The organism is Halopseudomonas sp., assembly GCF_047631575.1.
Lineage (GTDB): Bacteria > Pseudomonadota > Gammaproteobacteria > Pseudomonadales > Pseudomonadaceae > Halopseudomonas.
In genome coordinates this window covers 21,780-46,027 of the sequence record NZ_JBLIAB010000012.1, presented here as the reverse complement: position 1 = coordinate 46,027, position 24,248 = coordinate 21,780, and the positions used below count along the sequence as shown (strand labels likewise).

Below are 24,248 nucleotides of genomic sequence, written 5' to 3'. Positions count from 1 at the left end.
GCGGCAGCAACGAAAATACCAATGGCTTGTTGCGCCAGTTCTTACCAAAAGGAACGGATCTGTCCGATGTGAGTCAGGAGCGCCTTGATGAGATTGCCCACTTGCTGAATACTCGGCCACGTCAGACCCTAGGCTGGAAGTTCCCGGTCGAGGTGCTTGTGGAATACCTGCAGCTTTCGCAGAGCAATAACCTTCAGACCATCAACTGAGTGTTGCACTTGGACCCTGAGACCGCCAGGTCTTCAGGTCATCCGTGGTTATGTAGCACCGGTTGCGGTGGGAGATATGGGTGTGCTGGAAGATGAAGATTGCAGTTTTGTTATTGAGTTCTTGAGTGCCCTGTCTGCTGAAATGTGATCATTTCTTTGGCCGGCACAGGTTTGCTGAAGTAATACCCTTGCGCTATGTCGCAGCCTAAATCATCAAGCAAGTTAAGCTGCTCACGCGTTTCAACGCCTTCGGCAACAACAAGTAAACCCAGACCATGCGCCATGGCGATGGTTGCGATAACCAGATCGAGGTCCTTTTTTTCTGAGGTTATGCCACTGACAAAACTGCGGTCAATTTTTAGAATGTCAAATGCGTATTCGCGCAAATAACTTAGTGAAGAATATCCTGTGCCAAAATCATCCATCGACAATTTTACTCCGAGTTCGTGAAGTTGGTTCAGTGCAGTATTTATATAAGACTTTCCAGAGATAAGTAACCCTTCGGTAATTTCAAACTCCAATTGATCAGGTCTGATATTTAACTTGCCAATGGATGCGTTAATGAAATTGACTAGTCCATCGCCCCTGAACTGACGAGGAGATAGGTTTATTGCGATTGTATAATCTGTGCTTTGAAAATTCTGCCAATCAAACAAAAAATGGATGGCTTTCTCAATAACATATTCACCTATATTGACAATCAAGCCAGTATGTTCTGCGATTGGGATAAACTCGTCTGGTGGAACATTACCAATTTTATTATTATGCCAGCGAAGTAGTGCTTCGGCACCAACGATGCAGCCGCTTCTTATATCTATTTTAGGTTGATAGTACACCTCGAGCTCGTCACGCTCTAATGCGCCGTGCAGTTGTGCTTCTACTTCCAGTCGGCGCAAGATTATATTGTTCATTTCTTTTGTAAAAAAAGAATAGGTGTTTCGGCCGGCAGCTTTAGATTGGTACATTGCCGTATCAGCATTTCGCAGTAGGTCAGAGGCACAATCACCATTTTCCAGATAAAGAGAAATGCCGATACTCAAGGTAAGAACAAGCTTTTATCGCCTATTTTGAAAGGTTTTTTAAATATATTAAGCAGGTTTTTTGCAGTACTAATGACATCATAAGTATCGGTTATAGACTGCAGTAAAACAATAAACTCATCACCACCTAGGCGGCCTACAGTATCTGTTTTACGTACCGCTAGATTCAATCTATTAGCAGCCTCTGTAAGTAACTTGTCACCTACTTCATGGCCTAACGAGTCGTTTACTTTTTTAAAGTCGTCTATATCTAAAAAAAATACAGCCCCTTTTTTGCTGTGTCTTTCCATCTCTTTGATCATTTGTGATAACCGATCTAGAGATAGGAAACGGTTCGGCAATGAGGTCAAAGCATCAAAATAAGCCTGCTTTCGTATTAGTTCTTTTGTCTTGTGTTGTTCGGAAATGTCTCGAATGATGACGACTAGCTGTTTATTCTCAATTAAGCATCTAATTCGTGCTTCAAAAAAACTTGGGCCTTTTGGTGTGCTTAACTCATATTAAAAACTTACGAGGCCCCCCTGATGCATCGCTTTTTTGCTGTATGCCTGTACGCTAGCAACTACCTTTTCAGGAAGTATTTCTGCTATGGATCTGCCGATATAATGTATTGGATGAGAATATAAATTTTTATTTTCGCCAGCATGATAATCGATAATAGTGCCATTTTCTTCCAGCAAGAAAAACAAGTCGGGAGTTGCTTCAAACACAGATTTCAGGAGGTTGTCTTTTAGGGCTACTTGAGCTTGGGCTCTTTTGATGTCAGCAAGGCTAATATCAATGCAGTACATTTCATGACCATGCTGCTTGCTGTAGTACATTATATGACTTGAGAACACGCTGAGATTTTGACCGTTTTTGTTTTTTAATATAAGTTCAGCAGCAGGTATTTCAATGCCATGATCAAGCCAATTCTTATGTGCGGTAATGACTTCCTTTTGCATCTGCTGAGGAATGATCAGATCTTGCAAGGTTTTGCCTAGCGCTTCTGCTGCAGTATAACCGTAGAGCAGTTCGCTACCTGTGTTCCAATAAGTAACCTTAAGTTTTTCGTCGTATCCTTGGACAGAAATAGCTGCGACGGCATCAAATAGTTGATGCATTGATTCTCTTATGGTTTCTTGAATAGTAAACATTTTTCTGGGATGCCTCTTAGCTATACAAAGTCATAATCAGTTTTAAATATTTTTTTACTTTCTATAGAAATACTGATGTGTACTCTGTTCTTTATATTCATTGTAACTGCTTGTCAGGGGGGCGTCGGAGGAATGCCAAGGATTGAGATGAACCCATGCTTTAGAGTCGATTTGTAGCCCAGCGTCAGATAGCCCATTTGGGCAGTCCTGTAAATCAAGCTGGGATGAGAGAATTGATTTGAGTATCGTCGACATCTGCAGATTTTTGACGCTTTGTTTTGATGATCTAAGCTCCTATTGCACATAGATGAGCACGGGTCTCGACTACTAACGCTAGGCTTAATATTGGAGAGAATAATGATAGTGAATAAAATATTGAGGGTGATTGTCGCACTTCTTGGAGTTCTGTTTGTCCTGATTGGCTTGCGGTGGCTGATAGATCCCTCATCTGCGGCTGTTCAATTGGGTATGCCTTTGCTCGATGGATTGGGACGCAGCACGCAGATCGGCGACTTTTCCGCGTTTTTCCTGACACTGGGAACGTTTATTTTGATTGCTTTGATCACGTCAAAACGTGTTTGCTACTACCCCGCTATCATGTTGTTGGGCATCGCTGCCGTGGGTCGAATACTGGCGTGGTTGATTCATGATGCGGCGCTGGCGATTGATATGATCGTTCCCGAAATAGTGATCGCCAGTATTTTGCTGTTCGCAGCACGCCGCCTCACTGTTAGCTCCCCAGGTCAGTCGACCTAACCCAGCGTGTAACCAATCAGCCGAAGCTGATTATTTCTTGCCCCAAAACATCGGCCAGCAACGGGCTGGCAGCGGCGCGCTCAAAGGCGGCATCAATCGCCTTGGCGCGGGCTTGAGTGGTGGGGCGATAGTTGGGGTGGGTGAAGATGTAAAGCTCCCTGGCTTTGAGCGCTTCAGCCACGCGTTCACCGACAATCTCTACCGGTAGTCCGTTATCAATGATCTGCTGCATCTTCGCGGCCATGGCAGCCTGTTGCGGGGTAGCCTCTTTTTTGGCGCCGTCAGTTTTGTAGTCGCTTTGTTTGTTACGCATGGACAGATTGATGCGCGTTTTGACAAAGGCAGGGCAGAGCACAGACACTTGAATGTTGTGCGGCTGCAGTTCGGCAAACCAACTTTCCGACATGCCCACAACAGCGACCTTACTGGCGGTATAGGCGCCGCCGTGAGGTATGCCTCCCATGCCGGCCATGGACGCGACGTTAAGCAGCCAGCCGCCTTCACCATGCTGCTTGATGTGCGGGATCATCACCTGGGTGCCGTTGATGACGCCCATCAGGTTAACGTCCATTACCCAGCGCCATTCGGTATTGTCAATTTGCTCAATGCTACCGGTGCCGCCACCCACACCCGCATTATTGACCAGCATGTGAATCTTGCCGAAGCGTTTAATCGCTTGTTCCGCGAGCGCTTGCCATTGATCCAGCTGGGTCACGTCCATCTGTGCAGTCAAGACCTCGATTCCGGCTTGCTGCAGTTCTTCTTCGGCGAGCTTCAACTGTTTGCCATCAATATCGCCTAGCACTACCTTCATGCCTTGTTTACCCATAGCCATGGCAATACTGAAACCGATGCCCTCGGCACCGCCACTTATAACGATGGTCTTGCCTGCAAATTCGCTCATGTTCTTTTCCTTATGGTTATCGCCATGGGTTATTCGCACAGGTATTAGCTGCGGCTATTGGCGGTGATCGGTAGCCAATGTGCGCCCGTGCCCCAGACCGGGTACAGCACTATCTGCATCCATTATTCTGAGGCATAAGCGCTCAAAACCTTGGTCCGTTTGCATTCCATCTCTGGGTTGATGACTGTGGCAATGGGAGCTTCATCCCGATAGGTCAAGCCGATGTGAATGCAGTAGCTCAGATTGTCGTCAAGATGCTCGTTCAAGGCGCTCAGTACCACGCGGTTGCCAGACATATCGATGATGACAGTTGCTTCTTTATCCCTGAGTGGATCCCACAGACAGGATGTTATTGGCAGTGAAGGAAAAGCTGTCTGTGGGAGCCAAATATCTCCATTCCTGACAATGATCACGTTTGCATTCGATTCAGTCAGCAGTATATCGGCGAAGGCCATGCCTACCGCGCCCGTTATATACAGCTATTTTCAAGGTAAACAGGGCATCCTCGATACCCTATCCATCAATGCACGGTTTTGTTGGACTGAAAAATCACGCTCGGGCAGAACTGGTAGACATGCCCTGCTGGAAGGAGCGTGCCATGGACGCAGTGGTGATACAGGTAGATGGAATCATCAGCCGCGGAAAAACAGAATTGTCATGACGGTGCCGGTAACGATGACTACCATCCGCACTATGGTGGCTGAGAGCCGCCGAGCGAGCCTTGCCATGACATAGCCACCGATGGTCGCCGCGACCATCATGACGAGGGCTTCGAGCCAGACAATGGCGCCGCCGAACGCATAAACCGCTACGGCAATTGCCGTGAGTACCGAAGAAACCAGGTTCTTCAGAGCTTGCATCTGATTAAGGTTGCGATGCCCCAGCAAGCCAAGTGCGGCAAGCAATACAATACCTAGCCCGCCATTAAAGTAGCCGCCGTAAACACTGACGGCTGCCAATGCCGAGCCTTGACTCAGTCCGTTTGCCTCGCTGCCGTCACCATTGCGTTGGAAGACACGCAGCAACCAGGGTCCGCCGGCAAACACCACTGTAGCCACTAGCAATAACCAGGGCACGACTGCGCGGAAGACCGCATCGGGTGTTGTAAGCAGCACCACTGCGCCCAGAGCGCCGCCAAACAGACTCACGCTGATCAGCGCAACCATGGGTAATGTGTCGGGCGCCTTAAGCTCTTCTCGATAGCCCAAGGTGCTGGCGATATAGCCAGGCAAAAGTGCAAGCGTACCAGTCGCATTCGCAGCGACGACGGGTATTCCGGCGAAAACCAAAGCCGGAAATGTAAAAAAGCTGCCGCCGCCCGCGATCGCGTTCAAGCCACCGCCAAGAAACGAGGCAACAATCAGCAGGCACCAGGTCAGAATATTCTCTTCCACAGGAATGGATCACTTTTTGATATCTAATCAGGTATCAGATGATATTGCCTAGTGCATTGCAAGTCGCCATCAGCCGCTTTACATATTCTGCTGATACATTTGGTGAAATTCATTCAGGCGTGAACTGCCATCTTCTGCCAGGGCCAGGGCCAGGGCCAGGGCGCGGGTCAGCATCTCTGGCTCCACCACAAGATGGCCACTGCACTGATTGGCCAGTTGGAACTGTTGATCCTCTGCCATTCCCTCAAAGTAGTCATACAGTCGCTCGACTAGTAACGGCAGGTCCGTTGGCTGGCGGTCAAGACTCTGCTTGGGTTGCACACATCTGGCCAGAAAAAACAGACTGTCGATCATTCGGGCAAGGCGGTCGAATTCTTCCAGATGGGATCCCAGTAGCTGCTCATATTGCTCGGCCGAGCGGGGTCGACTCAAGGATTGCTGGATCTATCCGATCAGATTATTGAGGGGGTTGCGCATTTCGTGCGCCAGATCGCCTGAAAATCGCGTCAACTGCTCGAAGCCATCCTCCAGCCTTCTTAAGGCGTGATTAAAACTGGGCTTAAGAGTTTCTAACTCGTTGTAGTGGCCAAGCCGTGTGTAATCGCAGGTATAGATTTTCGCTGTCGATTTTTCCTGCCTACAGTGCCAGCTTTCGTAGCGTTAGCAGACCTCGTTGGCTTATCCAGAAGCCCAGCAGAAAGACCAATAAACTGCCGGCACTCAAAACGGCTATCAGGGTGGATCGATAAGCGGAGAGCATCAACTGACGCCCGGCTAGCAGGTGCCCGGTAATCAGGGTCAATGATTGTTGATTGATTTCAATCTGCTGAATAACCAGACGGGCGTCTGTCGTTTGAACCTGTCCTGATGGAATTACACTTTTATGAGCAACCCACCCAATATCGTTATCAGTAAGCTCGAGCTACAGTGGCTTGATAAAATTCTTGATCCAATGAAATATTCTCTGGACTCCCTTGAGACATTGGAAAACGAAATCGCCCGCGCACGCATCGTCAGTCATACACGTATTCCGGCTAATGTCGTCACCATGAACTCGAAGGTGCATGTGCTGGATGAAACTACAGGTCGTGATTTTTTTTCACGTTGGTTTATCCCATGGATGCGGGCGACACTGAAACAGTTTCAGTTCTTGCGCCAGTGGGCATGGCGCTTCTTGGTCTCAAGACAGGACACAGTATCGAACGGACGTCGCCGCAATGCCGGCCATTGAAAATCAAGGTGCTGGATATTCCCTGCCAGCCTGAAGCTAACCTAGAATACGACCTTTAAGACAGCGCAACCGCCACGACTAAAAGGCGGTTTGCAAGAAGGCGCAAGCTTATTTTTTCGAATCCTTCCCCATCAACGAAAACAGCGAGCCGGCGGCATGTCGTGCGCGTTGCCACTCCTTCGAAGCCGAGAAGCCACTGGCTTCGCGGCGCCTGCGGTTTAGTTGTACGTTCAAGGCCTTGTCGTACTTGTCTTTCAATAACTCACGCAGGGTTTCCACATTGTACTGTTCCCGCTCTGTAGATACCGACAGAGGTATGATCTCATCCAGTTGGAGCACATTCTTGTTGAATGCCAGCGCCTCCCGAATCAGCGTTGCCTTGGCGCTGCTATCGCTCAAGTCATAGGGGGGATTCCAGTCATTGGTCGAGCCAAGCCGGTCAACCTGGTTGAGCAAGCCGATGATAGCGGGTGGCTGGTAATGGATCTGTTTACCCTGCCACGCCTGAAAGCGGTCGCCGAACTCCTGATCCAGTTTGCGCGCAGGCTGATTGGCTCTGAGCACCCAGAGCACCATGTCGGACTGAACCATCTCCTTGAACAGGGTCTTCTCGACTTTCGGATCGCCATTGAGGCCTGGTAGATCGAGCAGTCGCAGAAAGGGTATGCCATCGATCTTGCATTCATACACCAGACCGCGATCTGTCGAGGGTAAGGCGCTGGTTTCAGCCTGCCAGCCTTCAGTCAGCGCATTGATTACCGATGACTTGCCGGCGCCAATCTGACCAAGCAGACAGATACGAATAGGCTCCGGTTTTTCTGCAGGGCGGGTATCGTCCTTCAGAGTGGTAGCGCTAATGGAAAGTTCATCGTCATCGAAGCGGAAATGGCCGCCATAGAGGTCGATCGCAGCACGCAGCATCTCAAGCAATAGAAGGCGCTTGAGCCGCAGTTGCATTTCATCGCTCAAACCCTCGAACGACTGTCCGATTGCCCGGCTGCCGAGCTCTGCCAGCATACCCTCGGGCGTCAGCAGGCGGATTTTGCGATAAACATTGACTAGTTTCAGAGCGGGGACGAATTGATCGCTTTTTTCCTCAAGCCAGAGGACATGGGAGATTTTCAGATGATCTATGCCCGGCACGTTTTCCTTGAGGGTTCGCCGGTAGCGTTGCGTCAGCCGTTCGGCTATTGCCAGCAGTGCAACAGGTGAAAATGCCCATTGGGCATGCCGTTTGCCGCTGCCGTAGTGCGTTGCCACGGCGCGAGCGACCTCGAGTGCAGCGTCCGGCATTGCGCGCCAATCGGGACTACGCTGTGATAGCTCGCTAACCGCTCCGAGCAATTCCTGCTGCGCCTGTCGATCACGTGGTGTCCAGTAATCTGGCGTATCCATTGCCTCAATCAGGGCTGCGTCGACCTGCGGCAATGTCTTGCGCCTAGGCCTGCGTACAATGAACAGAAGCAGCATCGCGGCCAGCGTAAACAGCCCCAGCAACCCAACAAACGTCAGGATGTAGTTATAGCGAAAGATCGCGTAGAGACCAAAAAGCGCGAGTAGGAGGATCGGTATGAGCACGGTAATCAACACGAATGGTTTGATCCGATCAGAGAATCCGACTAGGGCGCGCCAGGCGTTAAAAGTTTTTTTCAGAGTCATCTTTGGCGACCGGCATGATGTGTTCGAAGGCCTTGCGATAGGTAGCCTTGAGTTCCTCGGAGGAGGTCGGCTTGCCGCAGCTCTTGTTGAAGAAATAGATACAGCCGACGCGACCTAGCGCATAGGTCACGCAATAGCTTGTGGCGGCCGCCGAAGCGGCGCCAACCGTCTGACCGTAAACAGGAATCAGTTTGACCAGCTGCTGCAGCCCGAGGCGCGATGCATATTGCACACCGAACCCCATACCGAATGTGCTGGCCAACTCAGCCAACAATCGTTTATCCCATTCAAGTCCGTATTGGTTAGCCAGACTGTGCAGCATCTTGGTCTGGATCGCCGGTACCGTGACCAGTCCGACCACTGGAACCGCATCGGTGGCCCCCGCTGCGCCGGCGTACCACATGATTTCGGTCTTGAGTTTGCGGAAATTGGATTCTTCCGCCGAGTGCTTGCCCTGGCGCTCGAACAGCTCAGCTACAATCGGCAGGAACTGCCCCAGTTTTTCAATCAGCCCCTTCATCCCGACCGGATGATCATCCTGACCAATAAGGTCTATCGGCGCGCTCTCGATCGCGCCCCAGACCTTTTCCACCACAGCTTGGTTTAAGGCGATACATTTATCGCGCTCCTGAACACTGTCGAGAAGGTCGATACCCGTATGGACCAGCAGGGCGTTGCGGACCTTGCCAGACTGCTTTATCTTTTCAAGAGCGCTTAGCAGTTCTGACTGCTCGGGATCGTCGGCGCGCATAACGATGACCAGTGCATGACTGCTGCCTTCGCAGGCTTCTATATCCTCAGCCGGGTCGTAGCCGGCCTCAGCCAGTCCGCGGGTGTCGATAAACGTCAGTACCGGAGTCTCCGAGGGGTAATCGTAGCGCGTGGCGGTACTGGTACAGGGTCGAAAGCCCTGGCCTACTTCAATATCGCTCAGTCCGGTCACAGCCTTGATCAATGATGACTTGCCAGCACCAGTCTTGCCTATTAACCATAGGGTGGGCAAATGCGCTGCACTGTGCCGAAAAGCCCGCTCCAGGTCCGGCTTTTGCGCTGGGTTGAGTGCGTGATATAGCCGATTGAAAAAACGCATGGACTGTCCTGCTTGTATCAGTGAGCAAAGGTGCTGGCGTACGGCAGCGCCTGTTGATACCAGCCTACATCGATATTGCCCGGCTGTAACAGGAACGCCCTGTAAAAATTGGGTTCAGATCAGCTTAGTTGACCGTCGCAGTCTGGAGTGTGTTTGTGGACGCGCGGGAGTAGCACGGTTTTGCGAAGGATCAGTTCTCGCAGGGTATTCCGGCTCTGACAGCAGCTGAGACCAGTCGTGATGAACTGGTTCTCACTGGAGAACGTTCTTGTGATAAAGCGCTCTAGCATTATTCGCGTACGCGGCGAACAGCATCGAGCCAGCCCCGGTACAACTCATTGCGTTTTGCCTCGGGCATGGCTGGAGTAAAGGCGCGTTCGCATTGCCAATGCTCGGCGATTTCCGCCAGATTCTGGTAAAGACCCAGCTGCAATCCTGCCAGGTAGGCGACACCCAGCGCGGTGGTTTCAGTTACTTGCGGACGGTCGACGGGTACGCCAAGTATGTTGGCCAATGCCTGAACTACCCAGTTATTGACTACCATGCCGCCGTCAACACGCAGCGCTTCTGTGCTGCTGGCACCATCGGCGGTCATCGCATCCAGCAAATCACGTGTCTGAAAACATACCGATTGCAGCCCGGCGGTAACGATCTCGGCGATACCAGTGTCCCGGGTCAGACCGAAAATGGCGCCGCGCGCTTTGGGATCCCAATAAGGCGCACCCAGGCCGGTGAACGCGGGGACAAGATAGACACCACATTGATCACCGGTTTCTTCCGCCATGGCTTCGGTTTCGTCAGCATTCTGGATCAGCTTGAGGCCGTCGCGTAACCATTGTATTGCGGCGCCGGCCACAAAGATGCTGCCTTCCAACGCATAGGTTGTCTTGCCCTGAAGACGATAGGCTACGGTGGTCAACAGTCGGTTTCGGGAAGTAACCGGAACGTCGCCGGTATTCATCACCATGAAACAGCCAGTGCCGTAAGTGCTCTTGACCATGCCTGGCTCAAAACACGCTTGGCCAATGAGGGCGGCCTGCTGGTCGCCTGCCATAGCCGCTACTGGGATGCTGGCGCCAAGCAGGCTGGCATCGATATGGCCAAAATCCGCCGCGCAGTCCATCACCTCGGGCAGCAGGCTGGCTGGAATATCCAGCAGGGTCAGCATGTCCTGATCCCACTGCTGTGTATGAATATTGAACATCAAAGTACGTGAGGCATTACTGGCATCTGTGCGGTGTACCTTGCCGCCGGTGAGGCGCCAAAGCAGAAAGCTGTCGACCGTACCAAAACGAAGCGTCCCTTGCTCTGCCCGTTGTCGGGCGCCTTCGACATTGTCCAGCAACCAACGCAGTTTGGTGCCTGAGAAGTAAGGATCGATCAACAGACCGGTACGTTCCGTTACCATAGACTCGTGCCCAGCAGCCTTGAGGTCACGACAGAAGTCTGCGGTACGGCGGTCCTGCCAGACGATAGCGTTATGCAGCAGTTCACCACTTTGGGCATCCCATAACAGAGTTGTTTCCCGTTGATTGGTAATGCCAATGGCGCTTATATCCTGCGCACTCAGGCCGGCTTTCGCCAACACGTCTCGGCAGACCTTGAGAGTGCTTGCCCATATCTCCTCACCATCATGTTCAACCCAGCCGTCCTGCGGAAAATATTGCTTGAACTCTGTCTGGACCACCGTTTCGGGCTGACCCTGGGCATTAAAGATAATGGCGCGGCTGCTCGTGGTGCCCTGGTCGATGGCGAGAATATGCTGGGGCATAAAGGTGGCGCTCCCGTCTGTATGCGGTTGTTATGATTGTGTAAGGCTATTGGCCTGCGCCCATCGCGGGGAGGCGAGCAAGGGAAGTGGTCTGCGCACCGGTTTGTAGCGCAAGTTGTTGTGGCATGAGTTCTATTTCCAGGCCCCTTCGGCCGCCGCTAACGTACAGGGAGGACCATTGGGTGGCACTACTGTCGATAAACGTCCGCAGTGCTTTTTTCTGTCCCAGCGGACTGATGCCGCCCAGCAGGTAGCCGGTGCTGCGCTGGGCCGCAGCCGGATTAGCCATGGCGGTCTTCTTTACCTTGGCAGCTGTGGCGAGTGCTTTAAGATCCAGCATGCCAATCACTGGAACCACGGCTACCAGCAGCTCGCCGCTTTCACTGGTGACCAGAAGAGTTTTGAACACCCGCGCAGGATCTAGACCGAGCATTTCAGCCGCTTCAGAGCCGTATGATTGTGCTTTAGGATCATGGTCGTAGCGGTGTAGCCGGTAATCTATACCGGCTTTATCCAGCGCTCTGGTCGCGGGGGTCATGGCACATTCCTGATTGGGATGGCTACAGAGTAATGAGTCCCCGCCAGATCGCCAAGTGCCGGATTAGCTATCGGCGATTTTGACGACTAATTTGCCAAAGTTTTTACCTTCCAGCAGCCCCATGAAGGCTTCAGGTGCGTTTTCCAGACCGTCGACCTGATCTTCCTTTACACGTACCTTGCCCTCGGCAACCCACGGCGTCATGGTTTTCAGAAACTCGGGATAATGCGGGCCGTAATTATCAAAGATAATGAATCCCTGCATGCGAATGCGCTGGCTGAGCATCAGGCGCATCAATTGCGGCATACGGTCCGGACCGCTGGGCAGTTCAGTCGCGTTGTACTGGGCAATCAGGCCGCATACGGGAATGCGTGCACGGGCATTGAGCAGTGGCATAACTGCATCGAATACCTTGCCGCCGACGTTTTCAAAGTACACATCAATACCGTCGGGGCACGCCTCGCCCAAGGCGTGGGCCAGATTGTCCTGTTTGTGATCGAGGCAAGCATCAAAGCCCAGCTCTTCGACTGCGTAGGCGCATTTCTCCGCGCCGCCGGCAATGCCGACTACCCTGCAGCCTTGGAGCTTGGCTACCTGGCCAACCACTGTGCCTACTGGGCCGGTGGCAGCGGCGACCACCACTGTTTCGCCAGCTTTGGGCTGCCCGATATCCATCAGGCCCATGTAACCAGTAAAACCGGGCATACCGAGCACGCCCAAAGCCTGGGATGGATTTTTCATATTGGCATTAAGTTTGAATACCATGCTGCCATCTGACACTGAATAATCTTGCCAGCCAGCGGTGAAGGACATGACCAGATCGCCCTGGCTGAAACCATCAAGATGGGACTCATGGACCCTGCAGACGGCGCCTGCTGTCATGACTCCGCCCACGGGTACTGGATCAGCATAGGACTTTGCGTCACTCATGCGGCCGCGCATATAAGGGTCGAGCGACATCCACAATGCGCGCAGTAACATCTGTCCGGCTTGTGGAGTTGGGATTGAATTCTCGACCAGTTTAAAGTTGTCTGGACCTGGCGCTCCAACGGGGCGGGAGGCAAGCAGTATCTGGCGGTTGGTTGTATTTGACTGGGGCATAAATATCTCCTGTAAGGCATGAAACGTGCCTTATAGGATGGTCCGCGGTCAGGTAATGGTCAACCTGCGCCCGATTGGCTGATGGCGCGCTATTGATGAGGGCGAGATAGCTTCACACGGAGATCATGGGCTCATCATGAGCTGCCCGATTCCAGCACTCGATGAAGTCGATCGCGCTGGCGTCGTGGTGTGGATAGATAAGATGCCAGAGCTGTGCCAGCTCGTTGATATCCATGTTATCGCTCAAGTCGAGAGGTTGCTGTTGGTACACAAGCCAGGCAATTGCTGTTGCGTAAGCAAGGTTATAACCCAGCTCGCCGTGGGGATTCTGGAGGAAGCAGCGCTGGCTGGCGAGTCCACGAATCAGGCTGGCGACCTCGGGATCCTTGGCGAGGTAATCGTCCCAGATACGAGTGTGCAAACCCCGGGAAATGCTATAGGGGCCTATGCCGCCGTGTGGCTGCTTGCCTGGCGGTAGCCATGCCATGACCATCAGGGTACCCAGCAACAGGTTTTCTGCAGAGCGCGAGGATATTCCCAGATAACTCAGGGCAGGGCGAATGACCGCCTGCCTTAACGTTGCCGGAGGCACCAGGGCCAGGATGTTGACTGCGCTGCCAAGATTCAAGGATGGGTCAGCTTGGGTGATACATTTATGTGTCAGTGGCGTAACTGCTGTCACAAATTCACCTTTAGATCGAGTTCATGTTTGAAGCATAGTCGCAAAAGTACAAAGTAATGTATTGTTTTTTAAACGATTAAACTTTTCATACTGTTCACATATCGCGCAATGGTATAAAAGTGGAATAAATCGCCCCCACAAGACGGAATTTACCCATGCTTGGCGGTCCGACAATAACAAAAAACGCCTCCATTGATGAGCCGGCTCTGGTGGCGCAACAACGGCATTTCGCGTCTCTTCGGTTCACCAGGCAGTTCGAGCCGGCCTTTCAGGCCTATTTACATGAAAAGATGTGCCGGCGTGTATGGCTGGTAGGGTTCTCGAGTATCGGCTTCATGCTGATGTTCGTTCTGATCGATTTCGCCTACCTCCCCAAGTACGTTCATAACTACACCGTGCCGGTGCGATTAGTTGTCATTCTCGTGGTGGTGTTCTGTCTCTGGTATGCCAATCGTCCGGGTAAAATTCCCACACGACGAGCATTTATTGTCGCATCGATTGGCTTGGTCTGCGCGGGCTGGATGGTTGCAATGATTATCGCCGTCAGCCGTATGGCCAACCTCAGTGTTCCAGTCACCCATGATGGTCTTTACCTTGTGCTGCTGTCGGGCTTTTTCTTGATCGGTATGCCTGCGCGGCATGCTGTAGTGTCTTGTTGGGGTATTGTGCTGGGGTATCTGTGGGGGGAGTACATGGTCGATAGCGGGCGCAGCTTGATCACGGCGAACGCGCTGTTTCTATCATGTTTTACGTTGATTGGCAGCTTTGGTGCGTACATGTATGAATACATGATGCGCAGCGCCTTTCTCAATGAGCGCCTGCTCGATGCAGCAAGATCAAGGGCTGAGCGAGAGAGCCAGAGTAAAACGCGCTTTCTTGCTACAGCAAGCCACGATCTGCGTCAGCCTTTGCATGCAATGTCCCTGTTCATTCAGCACCTGGATGAGCGCATCAGTGATCCGCCGGTACGACGTACGGTCATGCGTCTGGCTGACTCGACCCAACTGCTGCAAGCCATGCTTAATTCCCTTCTGGACATATCGCGACTCAGTGTTGGCATGGTCCGACCACAGATACGTTCTTTTAACCTGTATCCCTGGCTTCAGCGCATTCTCGGTACCCTTGAGGTGAGCGCTGAGGAGCGGGGAGTCAGTATCGAACTCGATTGTCCTCCGCGGATGGCGGTGAGCAGCGATCCGCTTCTACTCGAACGTTTGATGCGTAACTTTCTCAATAATGCATTACTGCATGCCGATTCGAGTGAGGTCATTATTCGGGTTTCGAGGGTAGAGGAACGGGTACGTTTGGCGGTTGAGGACAACGGCAGAGGGATGGACCAGACAGAGCAAGAACGCATATTCGAGGAGTTTACGCAGTTGCGCAATCCAGCACGGACACTGGAAAAGGGTGTGGGTTTAGGTCTGTCCATCTGCCGCCAACTGATCCACTTGCTCGAGTACCCTTCTGGCTTGCGGTCTGCCCCGGGTCAAGGATCAAACTTCTGGATAGACGTGCCGACAGGGGACTGGGCCGTGGATATAGCTGAAACCGGCAAGGTGTTGCAGGTAAACCTGGTAGGGCGTATTGCGCTGGTTGAAAATGATCTAATTAACCGCGAGGCGATGGAGACGCTGCTCAATCACTGGGGGTGTCAGGTGACGTGCTACGTGACCCCGGATGAAGCTCTAGCAGGGATTGAACCGGGCTCAATCGATCTGCTGATCAGTGATTATCGGTTGGAAGGCTCGAAGGATGGTCTGGCGTTGATTCGCGAGCTTCGCGCATCAACCCGTTATAATGGCCCGGCTTTACTGGTGACTGCAGATACTAGCGAAGAAGTGACTGAGTTAGCTCGACTGACCGACATAGACATTATTTACAAGCCTGTATTGCCTGTGCGTTTACGTCGTGCCATTCATCAGCTGCTTCCAGACACACTGCATGGTAGCGCCCGCTAGAAACTGACAAGACCGAGCTTGCGTGCATTGCTCACACACTCGGTGCGATTATGGCAGCGCAGGGCACTGAATAGAGCTTTGATGTGGGTTTTGACGGTATCTTCCGACAGGTTCAGACGCAGGCAGATGACTTTGTTGGGAAGTCCCTCGGCCAGGTGGTCAAGTATCTCCAGTTGCCGTGGCGTCACACCAACTTCCCGCGCCGAGCGTTGGCGGTCCATCGGCTGGGTGCCATTGCCGATGATTACTTGCTCACCGAGCAGCAAGCGCGTGACTGCGTCGATTAGCATGGCGCCGTCTGCTGTTTTGCTGATGAACCCGGCTGCGCCCAAGTGGATGGCAGCGTCGAGATCACTAGGGCTGTTACTGGCAGTCAGCGCCGCAATGGGCACGAGGGAATCGAGCTTGCGGAGTTTCTGCAGCAGGGCCAGGCCGCTGCTGTCGGGTAGCTGTAAATCAAGCAGGACCAGATCGTAGGTATTGCTCTGCACCTGTTGCTCTGCCTCGGCGGCCGTATGGGCATGATCCAGTATGACACCGGCATGCAGGTTTTGCAGTGTCAGGGTCAAGCCGTCAAGGTAGATCTGATGGTCGTCTATCAGCAAGACCCGGGTATTGGGCGGCAAGACAGAAGTGGGCATGCCAGAGTCCTCGCAAATGCTTGCTGGAGCCCACCGTGCCGGCTTCAGCATGCTTTTTTATTATTGGCGCAACAATAAGCAAAGCACCCCTTGAAAGCCAGCATCGACAGGTGTTCAGCAGGTCGCTGCTTGCTGTACTCTCTAGCAGAGTCCCTAGAAGGCGCACAGGGTGAAGGTGGGGATGTCCGCGTCCTGCATCTTGCGTGAACCGCCGAGGTCGGGGAGATCAATGATCGCCGCTGCTTCGTAAACCTGAGCCCCCAACTGATGCACTAGGCGTGCTGCGGACAGAAAAGTACCCCCGGTGGCAATCAGATCATCCAGTAGTAAGACTTGTTCGCCGCCTTCCAGTGCGTCGCGCTGAACTTCCAGTTGTGCCTTGCTATATTCGGTTTCGTAGGTGTCCACCAGGGTGTCGCCCGGTAGTTTGCCGACTTTGCGAAACAGGATCAGCGGCTTGTTCAATTCGTAGGCAATGACTGCACCCAGGAGAAACCCCCGGGCATCAATGGCGCCGATATGGGTAATGGGTGACTCTACATATCGCTGGATCAGGCTGTCAGCGACCATGCGCATTGCCCTGGGTGAGCGGTATAACGGAGTGATGTCGCGAAAGGTCACGCCAGGCTTGGGGAAATCGCGCACCGGGCGTACCAGAGACTTGATGGTGTATTCGTCAAAAATCATTCGGTTTTCCTGAATCGTCAGCTTATTCGGCGCTACCACCGGCTAGCGCGCACAGTTCGGTGTGCTTGAGAATGTCTATATTCTTTCCTTCCGCGGCAATCAGACCCTGTTGCTGGAACCGAGTGAAAACCCGTGAAACGGTCTCGACGGCCAGGCCCAGATAATTACCTATCTCGTTGCGTGACATGGCCAGCCGAAATGCCTGCGCAGAGTAGCCACGTGCTCGATATCGTGCCGAGAGGTTGATTAGCAGGGTGGCTATACGCTCGTCTGCGGTTTTTTTCGAGAGCAGCAGCATCATCTGCTGGTCTTCACGAATTTCCCGGCTCATCAGACGCATGACCTGTTTGCGCAACTGGGGCATGGTTGCGGTCAGGTCATCCAGTCGCTCGAAGGGTATCTCGCACACTGAGGTGGTTTCCAATGCGACGGCGGTTACTGGGTAACGTTGATTATCCATGCCAGAGAGTCCGATCATCTCGCTGGCCAGGTGAAATCCGGTAATTTGCTCTTCGCCCATGTCGGAAAGGCTGTAGGTCTTCACTGCACCTGAACGCAAGGCATAGATCGAGGCGAAAGTATCGCCCTGGCGGAACAACGTCTCGCCCTTCTTCAGCGGACGACCGCGTTTGACGATTTCATCCAGTGTGTCCAGCTCTTCTGTCTGAAGTGCCAGAGGCAGGCACATGCCGGACAGAGTGCAGTCCTTGCAATGTGCTTCCGGAAGGGCGCGAAGATGGAGGGAATTGCTCATGGGAATACCCTATATGCCAAAAACGAAAAACAAGATTACCTCAAGGTGGCAGCTTGTTCCATGAGCGCGACTAAATCATCGGCGGCGCTTACCTGGTCAATGTGTCAGTGCTGATGCATCGGACTTGCGGATTCCATGGTCGCAGTTTCGCCGTGTCCGGTATGTCCCATCAACCATGCCTTATGCGGACCGGGTAGCGTCCAGACGCCAAACAGGATCACCAGTAACGCCGCGGTGACCCTCACACTGCGTTTGCGTAGTATCAGAAGCATGCGTTGGGCTGCCAGCCCAGTGGCCAGCAGAGTCGGCAGCGTGCCGAGACCGAAGGTCAGCATCAGTGAAGCCGAAAGGGCGCTATTGCCATGGCTGCTGGCCCAGACCAGTGTACTGTAGACCAGACCGCAGGGCAGCCAGCCCCACAGTGCACCCAAAGCCAGTGCTCGGGGCGCGCTCGTTACGGGCAGGAGACGTCGTGCATAGGGTTCGATATGACGCCACAGTCCTCTGCCTACGCGCTCTATGCGAGTAAGGCCGGACCACCAGTTCGCCAGGTACAGCCCCATGGCTATCATCAATAGACCCGCTATAGTTCGCAAGATTATTCCGAGACCGAGGTCCTGTACCAGCCAGCCAAGGCTGCCTACCACTGAGCCGGCAGTTGCATAACTGCTGATACGCCCCAGGTTGTAGCTCAGCAGAATGCGCCACAATGGCCATCCTGTGCGCTGCTGTGGCGGAATGCTCATGGTCAGTGCACCCATCAGGCCACCGCACATACCAATACAATGACCACCGCCCAGAAGGCCTAGCGCAAGTGCGGTTAGAAAAAGGGGCAGTAGCTCAAGGCTCATAATCAGGACTCCGGTTCGTCATGTGCTGGCTTGGTTTTACTGTCTTGCGACTCCTGCACTTCTGCACGGGCCTTGAGATGCGCGGGATCTTCATCGTCGAACAAAATGCTGTGTGCCGGCCCGTCCAGATCATCGTATTGCCCCGTATCAACCGCCCAAATAAATATCCCGATGGCGGCCAGCACCAGCACCATCGCGACCGGAATAAGAATATAGAGTGCAGTCATGCCGGGGACTCCTGCAGTGTATGCGCGTCGGAAGCCGTACTTGAGCTTTGTTTGATGCGTGTCAGACGCAAGGCATTGAGAACCACCAGCAGCGAGCTTGCCGACATGCCAATCGCCGCCCATGCCGGCGTCACCATGCCGATTGCTGCCAAGGGTAATATGGCCACATTGTAACCGGTTGCCCAGGACAGGTTTTGCAGCATGATACGGCGTGTCTGCCGGGCCATATCCAGGGATCGCAGCAGAACGTTTAGTTGGCTGCTCAGTAGTATGGCGTCCGCACTGGTCTTGGCCAGATCAGATGCTTCACCCATCGCGATGGAAATATCGGCGCTGGCGAGCACGGGCACGTCGTTGACGCCATCGCCAAGCATCAACAGACGCGCTCCTTCAGCCTGAAGCTGCTGCACATAAGCAAGCTTGTCAGCAGGGCTGGCATTACCAATAGCTTCCGGAATGCCGAGGCGATGTGCCATCGCATCGACCACGTGCGGATAATCGCCGGACAGCAGAATGACTCGCAGCCCTCGGGATCGCAGGTTGCTGATCAGTTGCTCTGCGTCGTGGCGCACTCGATCATTGAGTACGAACCAGGCCAGAGGGCCTTCGCTGCTACCGAGCAATAACCATTGTCCTGGCTGGTCTGGTAAGCCAAGCGGGGCCTGCCCGCTGAGTTCTGCCACGTAATCTGGCTTGCCAATACGGAGCAGCTGGCCGTTGCATGTGCCTTCCAAACCGCGCCCCGGGTGACTGAGAACTGACTCGGCCTGTCCAGTGGCGCGGCCAAAAGCACGGGCTATCGGATGCTCCGAACGCGCTTCCAGCCTCTGCGCCAGATCCAGTACTGTATCGGAATCCTGACCGGGAAACGTCTCGATACGCTCAAGTGTCATGCGACCTTCGGTCAAGGTACCGGTTTTGTCGAGCACCACTGTATTGATTCGCGTCAGCCCCTCCAGAACGTGACCTCGGGTAATCAGCAGTCCCAGTTTCTGCAAGCTGCCAGTGGCTGTGGTTAGCGCTGTGGGGGTCGCCAGAGACAACGCACAAGGACAGGTGGCCACCAGCATGGCGAGTACGATCCAGAATGCAGTCTCGCCGTTGACCGTCCACCACCAAATCGAGCCGACGATGACGGCGGCACTGAGTACGGTCAGCAGAAAATACTGCGCCACCTGGTCAGCAAGACGACCCAGACGGGGCTTGTCGGATTGGGCACGTTCGAGCAGCTGAACAATCGCTGAGAGTCGTGTTTTGTCGCCTACGGCATTCACGCGAATGCGCAGGGGGCTTTCGACGTTCAAGGTGCCCGCTGTGACGCTGTCGCCCTTAAGCTTGGCCAGCGGCATGTATTCGCCGGATAAAGCCGACTCGTCAACACTGCTGATACCGTCGACAATAACGCCATCGGCTGGGATGGTTTCGCCAGGACGTACCTCTAGAAGGTCACCGGGCTGCACTTCGTCGAGCATGATCCGTTTGGGCTGACCAGCACTGTTGATCCGAACTGCACTTGGCGGTAGCAGGCTGACTAACCGTGCTGTGCTCTCCACTGTTCGCTGCCGCGCGCGACGCTCCAGATATCGGCCGGCAAGCAGGAAGAAGGCGAACATGGTCACCGAGTCAAAGTAGATCTCTCCCGTATTGGTAACGGTAGCCCATACACCGGCTAGGTACGCTCCGCCTATAGCCAGGGATACCGACACATCCATACTCAAGCGCCGGTTGTTTAGATCACGCCACGCACCGTAGAAGAATGGTACGCAACTATAGAAGACAACAGGGGTGGTCATCAGCAGGCTCACCCAACGCAGAATAATGGCCATGTCTGCGGTCAGGTCCTGATTGAACTCTTCATACAGGCCCATGGTTGCCATCATTACCTGCATGAACATCAAGCCTGCCAGGCCTAGCCTGCGCAGGTATCGTCGGTTTTCGGCGGCAATATGCTCGCTGGCCTTGTCCTGCTCCCAGGGCTGGGCGGCGTAACCGATACGTTTGATTTCAGCCAGCAACGTGGACAGGCGCGTCTGCAGTGGGTCCCAGCTTATGCTCAAACGGTGATTGCCCAGATTAAGCGTTGCCTGAGTAACGCCAGAAAGTTGGGTCAGACGCTTTTCGATCAGCCAGCCGCAGGCGGCGCAGCTGATGCCGTCCACCAGCAATTGAATATGTTGCTGATCGCCCTGGATTTGTACATAACGGGCCTGCACATCCGGCCGGTCGAGCAACTCCAGTTCTTCCTGCAGAACTTGAGGAAGGGCACCAGGATTGACGGAGATATCCGTGCGATGACGGTAATAGGAGTCGAGCCCGCCCGCCACGATCGCCTCGGCTACTGCCAGACAACCCGGGCAGCACATAGCCCGGCTTTCGTCGAAAATACGGCAGTGCCAGTCTGATTTGGCGGGTACAGGCTCACCGCAGTGGTAGCAGGGCTCGGCCATGGGTCATCGGGTATCGAGCTGATAGACGCGGTCGCTGGCCAGGGTGACCTCATCGGTCAGGCGCCAGCCTGCTTCGCCTGGACGGGCTGGATCGCTCAGATCAATGTAATTGCGACCCTGAATGCGCTGGGGCATCTGCCCGGCATACTCATTGGCTGCGACCCTGTTCAGTGCGATAGCCCGATCCCGATCGGAATGGGAGGGGGAAATCAGATCGAATTGCAGTATCTCTGGATAGACTTCCAGATCGCCATTCAGCGTCAGGCTGATTTCACCGGTCAGGTCGTCAATCGTGAAGGTGGCGACCAGACTCAGATCACGTGCCATCTGATCACGTCCCAGATGCATATTGATTGCGCGACCTTCCTTGTAATAGTTGTCACGCACCATGCTGTCCTGATAGACAAAAGAGATAAACAGCAGGCTCAACCCAACAGTCACTGAGAGTCCCAGAAGCCCAATCAGGAACCAAGGCCAAAACTGCTTGTACCAGGGTTCAATATCATTCTCGTGCATAGGATTACCTGATTCTGGGGCCCATGAAGCGGCTTTCCGCTTCGGCCGTTATATCGGAGTCTTCGGTGGCAATAACCCTGAACGTAATGGAGGTGTTGGTTCCGTCCATATATTGAGGGTCTAACCGGACGTTGACCGGAAGTTGCAGGTGTTCGTTGGCCTGCAGGGAGAGACTGTCCTGGCGAAGATCCATACGCAGTTGCGGATGACCTTCAACGCTTAGTACAAAGCTGCGCGGTACCTGACTTTTATTGAAAATTCGAACGATATAGATGTTTTCAATATCACCACCGCTGACTTCGCGGAACAACACGTTACGGTCTCTGGACACATCCAGTGAAACCTTTGCCAGTCCGCTAACAGTCACTGCAAAGAGCCCGATCATTACTGCCAGCAACGCGCCGTAACCGAGCAAGCGAGGCCGTAGCATTGTCGTCTTCTCGCCACTCAGATTATGCTCAGTGGTGTAGCTGATCAGTCCGCGCGGGTATTCCATCTTGTCCATGACTTCGTCGCAGGCATCTACGCAGGCTGCGCAACCTATACATTCGTATTGCAGTCCGTCGCGGATGTCGATTCCGGTAGGGCAGACCTGTACGCACAGGGTGCAATCGATGCAGTCGCCTAAACCGGCTGCTGCAGGATCAACCCCTTTCTTGCGTGAACCACGGGCTTCACCCCGGCGCGGATCGTAAGCGATGATCAGCGTGTCCTTGTCAAACATGACGCTCTGAAAACGGCCGTAGGGGCACATGTAGAAGCAAACCTGCTCACGCAGCCAGCCCGCATTGATATAGGTTGCCATGGTGAAGAAGAACACCCAGAACAGGCTCCATCCACCGATATTCAAGGTAAAGGTATCGGGTACCAGCTCTCGAATGGGTGTGAAGTAACCTACGAAGGTGAGTGCCGTGACAATCGATACAGTTAGCCAGATCCCATGTTTGACCGATCTACGGGCAAGCTTGTTGGCACTCATTGGTGCTTTATCAAGTTTGATTCGAGCGTGGCGCTCACCTTCGGTGACCCGTTCAGCCCACATGAAAATCCATGTCCAGACGGTTTGCGGGCAGGTGTAACCGCACCAGACACGACCGGCAAAGACGGTGATGAAAAACAGCCCAAACGCGCAAATAATCAAAATGAAGGAGAGGAGAAAGAAATCCTGCGGCTGGAAGGTCGAGCCAAACACATGGAACTGCCGTGCTGGAAGATCGAACAGCACGGCCTGACGCTCGCCCCACTGCAGCCAGGCCGTACCGAAGTAGAGTAAAAACAGAAAAGCCACGCCAAGCAATCGTATGTTACGAAACAGCCCAGTATAAGACCGTGGATGAATCTTTTCGCGCTTGGCGTACAGTTCGGCAGCCTGAGCATCACCCGGGGTGACGTTCTTAATGGGGATGTTTTCGCTCATGACGATGTGTCCTGGTGATATGCAGGAGTTGCCCGGCCGGTAATTCACCGGCCGAGGCGGGTAGCACTCAATCACACCAGAATAGTGCGACTGGTCAGGTAAAACCATGCGACAGGGAGTCGCGCCAGTTCTTACTTGGCCGCAACGTCGCGGCGCGAGAGACTGTAGACATAGGCAGCAAGCATGTGGATCTTGTCGTCGCCCAGGTGCGCCTGAGCGGGCATATTGCCGTTGCGACCGTAGCGCAAGGTCTGTTGGATCTGCAGCATGCTGGAGCCGTATAGCCAGACATCGTCAGTCAGGTTGGGTGAGCCGATCAGCTCGTTACCCTTGCCCTGGGGACCATGACAGGCAACGCAGTTGGTGTTGAAGACCTTTTCCCCGAGGGTAGTATCGACTCCATCGGTTTCAATGCCGGCCATCTGGCGGACATAGGCAGCAGTACTGCGCACGCCATCATCACCGATGATCGCCAGCCATGCCGGCATTGCGGCTTGTCGGCCCTGATACAAAGTTGTTTTGATCTGCTCCGGCTGGCCACCCCAGATCCAGTCGTTGTCGGTTAGGTTCGGAAAGCCGTAAGCTCCTCGGGCATCAGAACCGTGACAAACCGAGCAGTTGATGGCGTACAGACGCTGGCCGATACGTAATGCGCTTTCGTCCTGGGAGACCTGTTCCACTGTCATGCCTGCATACTTAGCGAAGATCGGCGCGTACTGCTCGCGGGCGGCAGTGACTTCGTCGTCGTATTGACCTTCTTTCGTCCAGCCAAGAATGCCGGGGAATTTGCCCATGCCAGGGTAGAGAATCAGGTAAAGCCCTGCGAACACGATAGTCACCATGAACAGCATGAACCACCAGCGAGGCAGGGGATTGTCATACTCTTCGATGCCGTCGAACGAGTGACCGACTGTTTCTTCTGTTTCCTCGGGACGCTGTCCCTTGCGTGTGGCGATCAACAGCCACAGTATTAAACCTATCATGGTCAGCGTAAGGACAATGATGTATCCGCTCCAGAAATTACTCATTGCTTGCTGCTCCTGGTCTCGTTCTGGTCACTGGGCTTGTGTTCGCTTTCGGGCTTTTTGATTCTCTCAGGCTCATCGGCGAAGGGCAGCTGTGCTGCCTCATCAAAGTCCTTTTTTTTGTAAGAGCTGTAAGCCCACACGGTGACACCGATAAACGCCAGCATCGCTAAAACAGTACCTATACCACGTAACGTATTGATATCCATGAGCT

General features: G+C 53.5%; 27 protein-coding genes and 1 pseudogene. 5 read left to right on the top strand and 23 right to left on the bottom strand.

What is annotated here, in order from left to right:
• Positions 1-209: transposase (locus tag ACJAXR_RS15135; RefSeq protein ID WP_415059096.1), on the top strand; the 209-nt coding region annotated here is incomplete at its 5' end.
• Positions 210-319: 110 nt separating this feature from the next.
• Here ACJAXR_RS15135 and ACJAXR_RS15130 read toward each other — a convergent pair.
• The 3 genes from ACJAXR_RS15130 to ACJAXR_RS15120 form a co-directional block, all read right to left on the bottom strand.
• Entirely contained in the window at positions 320-1,249 is a 930-nt protein-coding gene (locus ACJAXR_RS15130; RefSeq protein WP_415059095.1) for a putative bifunctional diguanylate cyclase/phosphodiesterase, read from the bottom strand.
• On the bottom strand, positions 1,246-1,590 hold the full coding sequence (locus ACJAXR_RS15125; protein ID WP_415059099.1) for a diguanylate cyclase domain-containing protein: 345 nt from the start codon (positions 1,588-1,590) through the stop codon (positions 1,246-1,248). Before ACJAXR_RS15125 ends, ACJAXR_RS15130 begins: the two co-directional genes overlap by 4 nt.
• A gap of 159 nt (positions 1,591-1,749) precedes the next feature.
• Positions 1,750-2,385 (bottom strand): PAS domain S-box protein, encoded by a 636-nt coding sequence (locus ACJAXR_RS15120; RefSeq protein ID WP_415059094.1) that lies wholly within the window; start codon positions 2,383-2,385, stop codon positions 1,750-1,752.
• A gap of 357 nt (positions 2,386-2,742) precedes the next feature.
• Here ACJAXR_RS15120 and ACJAXR_RS15115 point away from each other — a divergent pair, with 357 nt between their 5' ends.
• Complete coding sequence (locus ACJAXR_RS15115) at positions 2,743-3,141, top strand: hypothetical protein (protein WP_415059093.1); 399 nt, start codon at positions 2,743-2,745, stop codon at positions 3,139-3,141.
• A gap of 16 nt (positions 3,142-3,157) precedes the next feature.
• On the opposite strand, the gene ACJAXR_RS15110 is transcribed toward ACJAXR_RS15115, so the two are convergent.
• The 4 genes from ACJAXR_RS15110 to ACJAXR_RS15095 all read right to left on the bottom strand — a co-directional run bounded on the left by ACJAXR_RS15110 (position 3,158) and on the right by ACJAXR_RS15095 (position 5,871).
• Complete coding sequence (locus ACJAXR_RS15110) at positions 3,158-4,045, bottom strand: SDR family NAD(P)-dependent oxidoreductase (RefSeq protein WP_415059092.1); 888 nt, start codon at positions 4,043-4,045, stop codon at positions 3,158-3,160.
• 122 nt (positions 4,046-4,167) lie between these two features.
• Positions 4,168-4,500, bottom strand: coding sequence for a hypothetical protein (locus ACJAXR_RS15105; protein ID WP_415059091.1), 333 nt, complete (start codon positions 4,498-4,500; stop codon positions 4,168-4,170).
• Positions 4,501-4,677: 177 nt separating this feature from the next.
• Positions 4,678-5,439 carry a sulfite exporter TauE/SafE family protein gene (locus tag ACJAXR_RS15100; RefSeq protein WP_415059090.1) on the bottom strand — a complete coding sequence of 254 codons (762 nt, stop codon included), beginning with the start codon at positions 5,437-5,439 and terminating at the stop codon, positions 4,678-4,680.
• 78 nt (positions 5,440-5,517) lie between these two features.
• Complete coding sequence (locus ACJAXR_RS15095) at positions 5,518-5,871, bottom strand: hypothetical protein (RefSeq protein ID WP_415059089.1); 354 nt, start codon at positions 5,869-5,871, stop codon at positions 5,518-5,520.
• Positions 5,872-6,322: 451 nt separating this feature from the next.
• Here ACJAXR_RS15095 and ACJAXR_RS15090 point away from each other — a divergent pair.
• Both ACJAXR_RS15090 and ACJAXR_RS15085 read left to right on the top strand, forming a co-directional pair.
• Positions 6,323-6,442 (top strand): annotated as a pseudogene (locus tag ACJAXR_RS15090) (hypothetical protein); the annotation flags it as partial.
• A gap of 113 nt (positions 6,443-6,555) precedes the next feature.
• The gene (locus ACJAXR_RS15085) at positions 6,556-6,729 is read left to right on the top strand and encodes a GreA/GreB family elongation factor (protein ID WP_415059088.1); all 174 of its coding nucleotides are present in this window, start codon (positions 6,556-6,558) and stop codon (positions 6,727-6,729) included.
• A 49-nt stretch (positions 6,730-6,778) separates the two neighbouring features.
• Here the strand turns inward: ACJAXR_RS15085 and ACJAXR_RS15080 are convergent, their stop codons facing one another.
• The 6 genes from ACJAXR_RS15080 to ACJAXR_RS15055 form a co-directional block, all read right to left on the bottom strand.
• Complete coding sequence (locus ACJAXR_RS15080; protein ID WP_415059087.1) at positions 6,779-8,329, bottom strand: GTPase; 1,551 nt, start codon at positions 8,327-8,329, stop codon at positions 6,779-6,781.
• The gene (locus ACJAXR_RS15075; RefSeq protein ID WP_415059086.1) at positions 8,307-9,419 is read right to left on the bottom strand and encodes a YcjF family protein; all 1,113 of its coding nucleotides are present in this window, start codon (positions 9,417-9,419) and stop codon (positions 8,307-8,309) included. The genes ACJAXR_RS15080 and ACJAXR_RS15075 overlap by 23 nt, the downstream gene beginning before the upstream one ends.
• Before the next feature lie 289 nt (positions 9,420-9,708).
• The gene (gene glpK / locus ACJAXR_RS15070) at positions 9,709-11,190 is read right to left on the bottom strand and encodes a glycerol kinase GlpK (protein ID WP_415059085.1); all 1,482 of its coding nucleotides are present in this window, start codon (positions 11,188-11,190) and stop codon (positions 9,709-9,711) included.
• A gap of 46 nt (positions 11,191-11,236) precedes the next feature.
• Positions 11,237-11,728, bottom strand: coding sequence for a Cys-tRNA(Pro) deacylase (gene ybaK, locus ACJAXR_RS15065; RefSeq protein WP_415059084.1), 492 nt, complete (start codon positions 11,726-11,728; stop codon positions 11,237-11,239).
• A 63-nt stretch (positions 11,729-11,791) separates the two neighbouring features.
• On the bottom strand, positions 11,792-12,829 hold the full coding sequence (locus ACJAXR_RS15060) for an NADP-dependent oxidoreductase (RefSeq protein ID WP_415059083.1): 1,038 nt from the start codon (positions 12,827-12,829) through the stop codon (positions 11,792-11,794).
• 112 nt (positions 12,830-12,941) lie between these two features.
• Positions 12,942-13,511: a hypothetical protein gene (locus ACJAXR_RS15055; RefSeq protein WP_415059082.1), complete on the bottom strand. Its 570-nt coding sequence runs from the start codon at positions 13,509-13,511 to the stop codon at positions 12,942-12,944.
• A gap of 155 nt (positions 13,512-13,666) precedes the next feature.
• On the opposite strand from ACJAXR_RS15055, the gene ACJAXR_RS15050 reads away from it, so the two are divergent.
• The gene (locus tag ACJAXR_RS15050) at positions 13,667-15,469 is read left to right on the top strand and encodes an ATP-binding protein (protein ID WP_415059081.1); all 1,803 of its coding nucleotides are present in this window, start codon (positions 13,667-13,669) and stop codon (positions 15,467-15,469) included.
• Here the strand turns inward: ACJAXR_RS15050 and ACJAXR_RS15045 are convergent.
• The 10 genes from ACJAXR_RS15045 to ACJAXR_RS15000 all read right to left on the bottom strand — a co-directional run bounded on the left by ACJAXR_RS15045 (position 15,466) and on the right by ACJAXR_RS15000 (position 24,243).
• Positions 15,466-16,110 (bottom strand): response regulator, encoded by a 645-nt coding sequence (locus tag ACJAXR_RS15045; protein ID WP_415059080.1) that lies wholly within the window; start codon positions 16,108-16,110, stop codon positions 15,466-15,468. The two genes, ACJAXR_RS15050 and ACJAXR_RS15045, sit on opposite strands and share 4 nt — an antisense overlap.
• A gap of 153 nt (positions 16,111-16,263) precedes the next feature.
• On the bottom strand, positions 16,264-16,797 hold the full coding sequence (locus tag ACJAXR_RS15040; RefSeq protein ID WP_415059079.1) for an adenine phosphoribosyltransferase: 534 nt from the start codon (positions 16,795-16,797) through the stop codon (positions 16,264-16,266).
• A gap of 22 nt (positions 16,798-16,819) precedes the next feature.
• The gene (gene fnr / locus ACJAXR_RS15035; protein ID WP_415059078.1) at positions 16,820-17,551 is read right to left on the bottom strand and encodes a fumarate/nitrate reduction transcriptional regulator Fnr; all 732 of its coding nucleotides are present in this window, start codon (positions 17,549-17,551) and stop codon (positions 16,820-16,822) included.
• Between the two features lie 104 nt (positions 17,552-17,655).
• A complete protein-coding gene (locus ACJAXR_RS15030) occupies positions 17,656-18,402 on the bottom strand; it encodes a sulfite exporter TauE/SafE family protein (RefSeq protein ID WP_415059077.1) in 747 nt (248 codons plus the stop codon).
• Between the two features lie 2 nt (positions 18,403-18,404).
• Positions 18,405-18,629 (bottom strand): cbb3-type cytochrome oxidase assembly protein CcoS, encoded by a 225-nt coding sequence (ccoS, locus tag ACJAXR_RS15025; protein WP_415059076.1) that lies wholly within the window; start codon positions 18,627-18,629, stop codon positions 18,405-18,407.
• Entirely contained in the window at positions 18,626-21,076 is a 2,451-nt protein-coding gene (locus tag ACJAXR_RS15020) for a heavy metal translocating P-type ATPase (protein ID WP_415059075.1), read from the bottom strand. The genes ccoS and ACJAXR_RS15020 overlap by 4 nt, the downstream gene beginning before the upstream one ends.
• A gap of 3 nt (positions 21,077-21,079) precedes the next feature.
• Complete coding sequence (locus ACJAXR_RS15015) at positions 21,080-21,592, bottom strand: FixH family protein (RefSeq protein WP_415059074.1); 513 nt, start codon at positions 21,590-21,592, stop codon at positions 21,080-21,082.
• Between the two features lie 4 nt (positions 21,593-21,596).
• Positions 21,597-23,009: a cytochrome c oxidase accessory protein CcoG gene (gene ccoG, locus ACJAXR_RS15010; RefSeq protein ID WP_415059073.1), complete on the bottom strand. Its 1,413-nt coding sequence runs from the start codon at positions 23,007-23,009 to the stop codon at positions 21,597-21,599.
• A gap of 131 nt (positions 23,010-23,140) precedes the next feature.
• Positions 23,141-24,037, bottom strand: a complete 897-nt coding sequence (gene ccoP, locus ACJAXR_RS15005) for a cytochrome-c oxidase, cbb3-type subunit III (RefSeq protein ID WP_415059072.1) — start codon at positions 24,035-24,037, stop codon at positions 23,141-23,143.
• Positions 24,034-24,243 carry a cbb3-type cytochrome oxidase subunit 3 gene (locus ACJAXR_RS15000; protein WP_415059071.1) on the bottom strand — a complete coding sequence of 70 codons (210 nt, stop codon included), beginning with the start codon at positions 24,241-24,243 and terminating at the stop codon, positions 24,034-24,036. The genes ccoP and ACJAXR_RS15000 overlap by 4 nt, the downstream gene beginning before the upstream one ends.
• Positions 24,244-24,248: the final 5 nt, after the last annotated feature.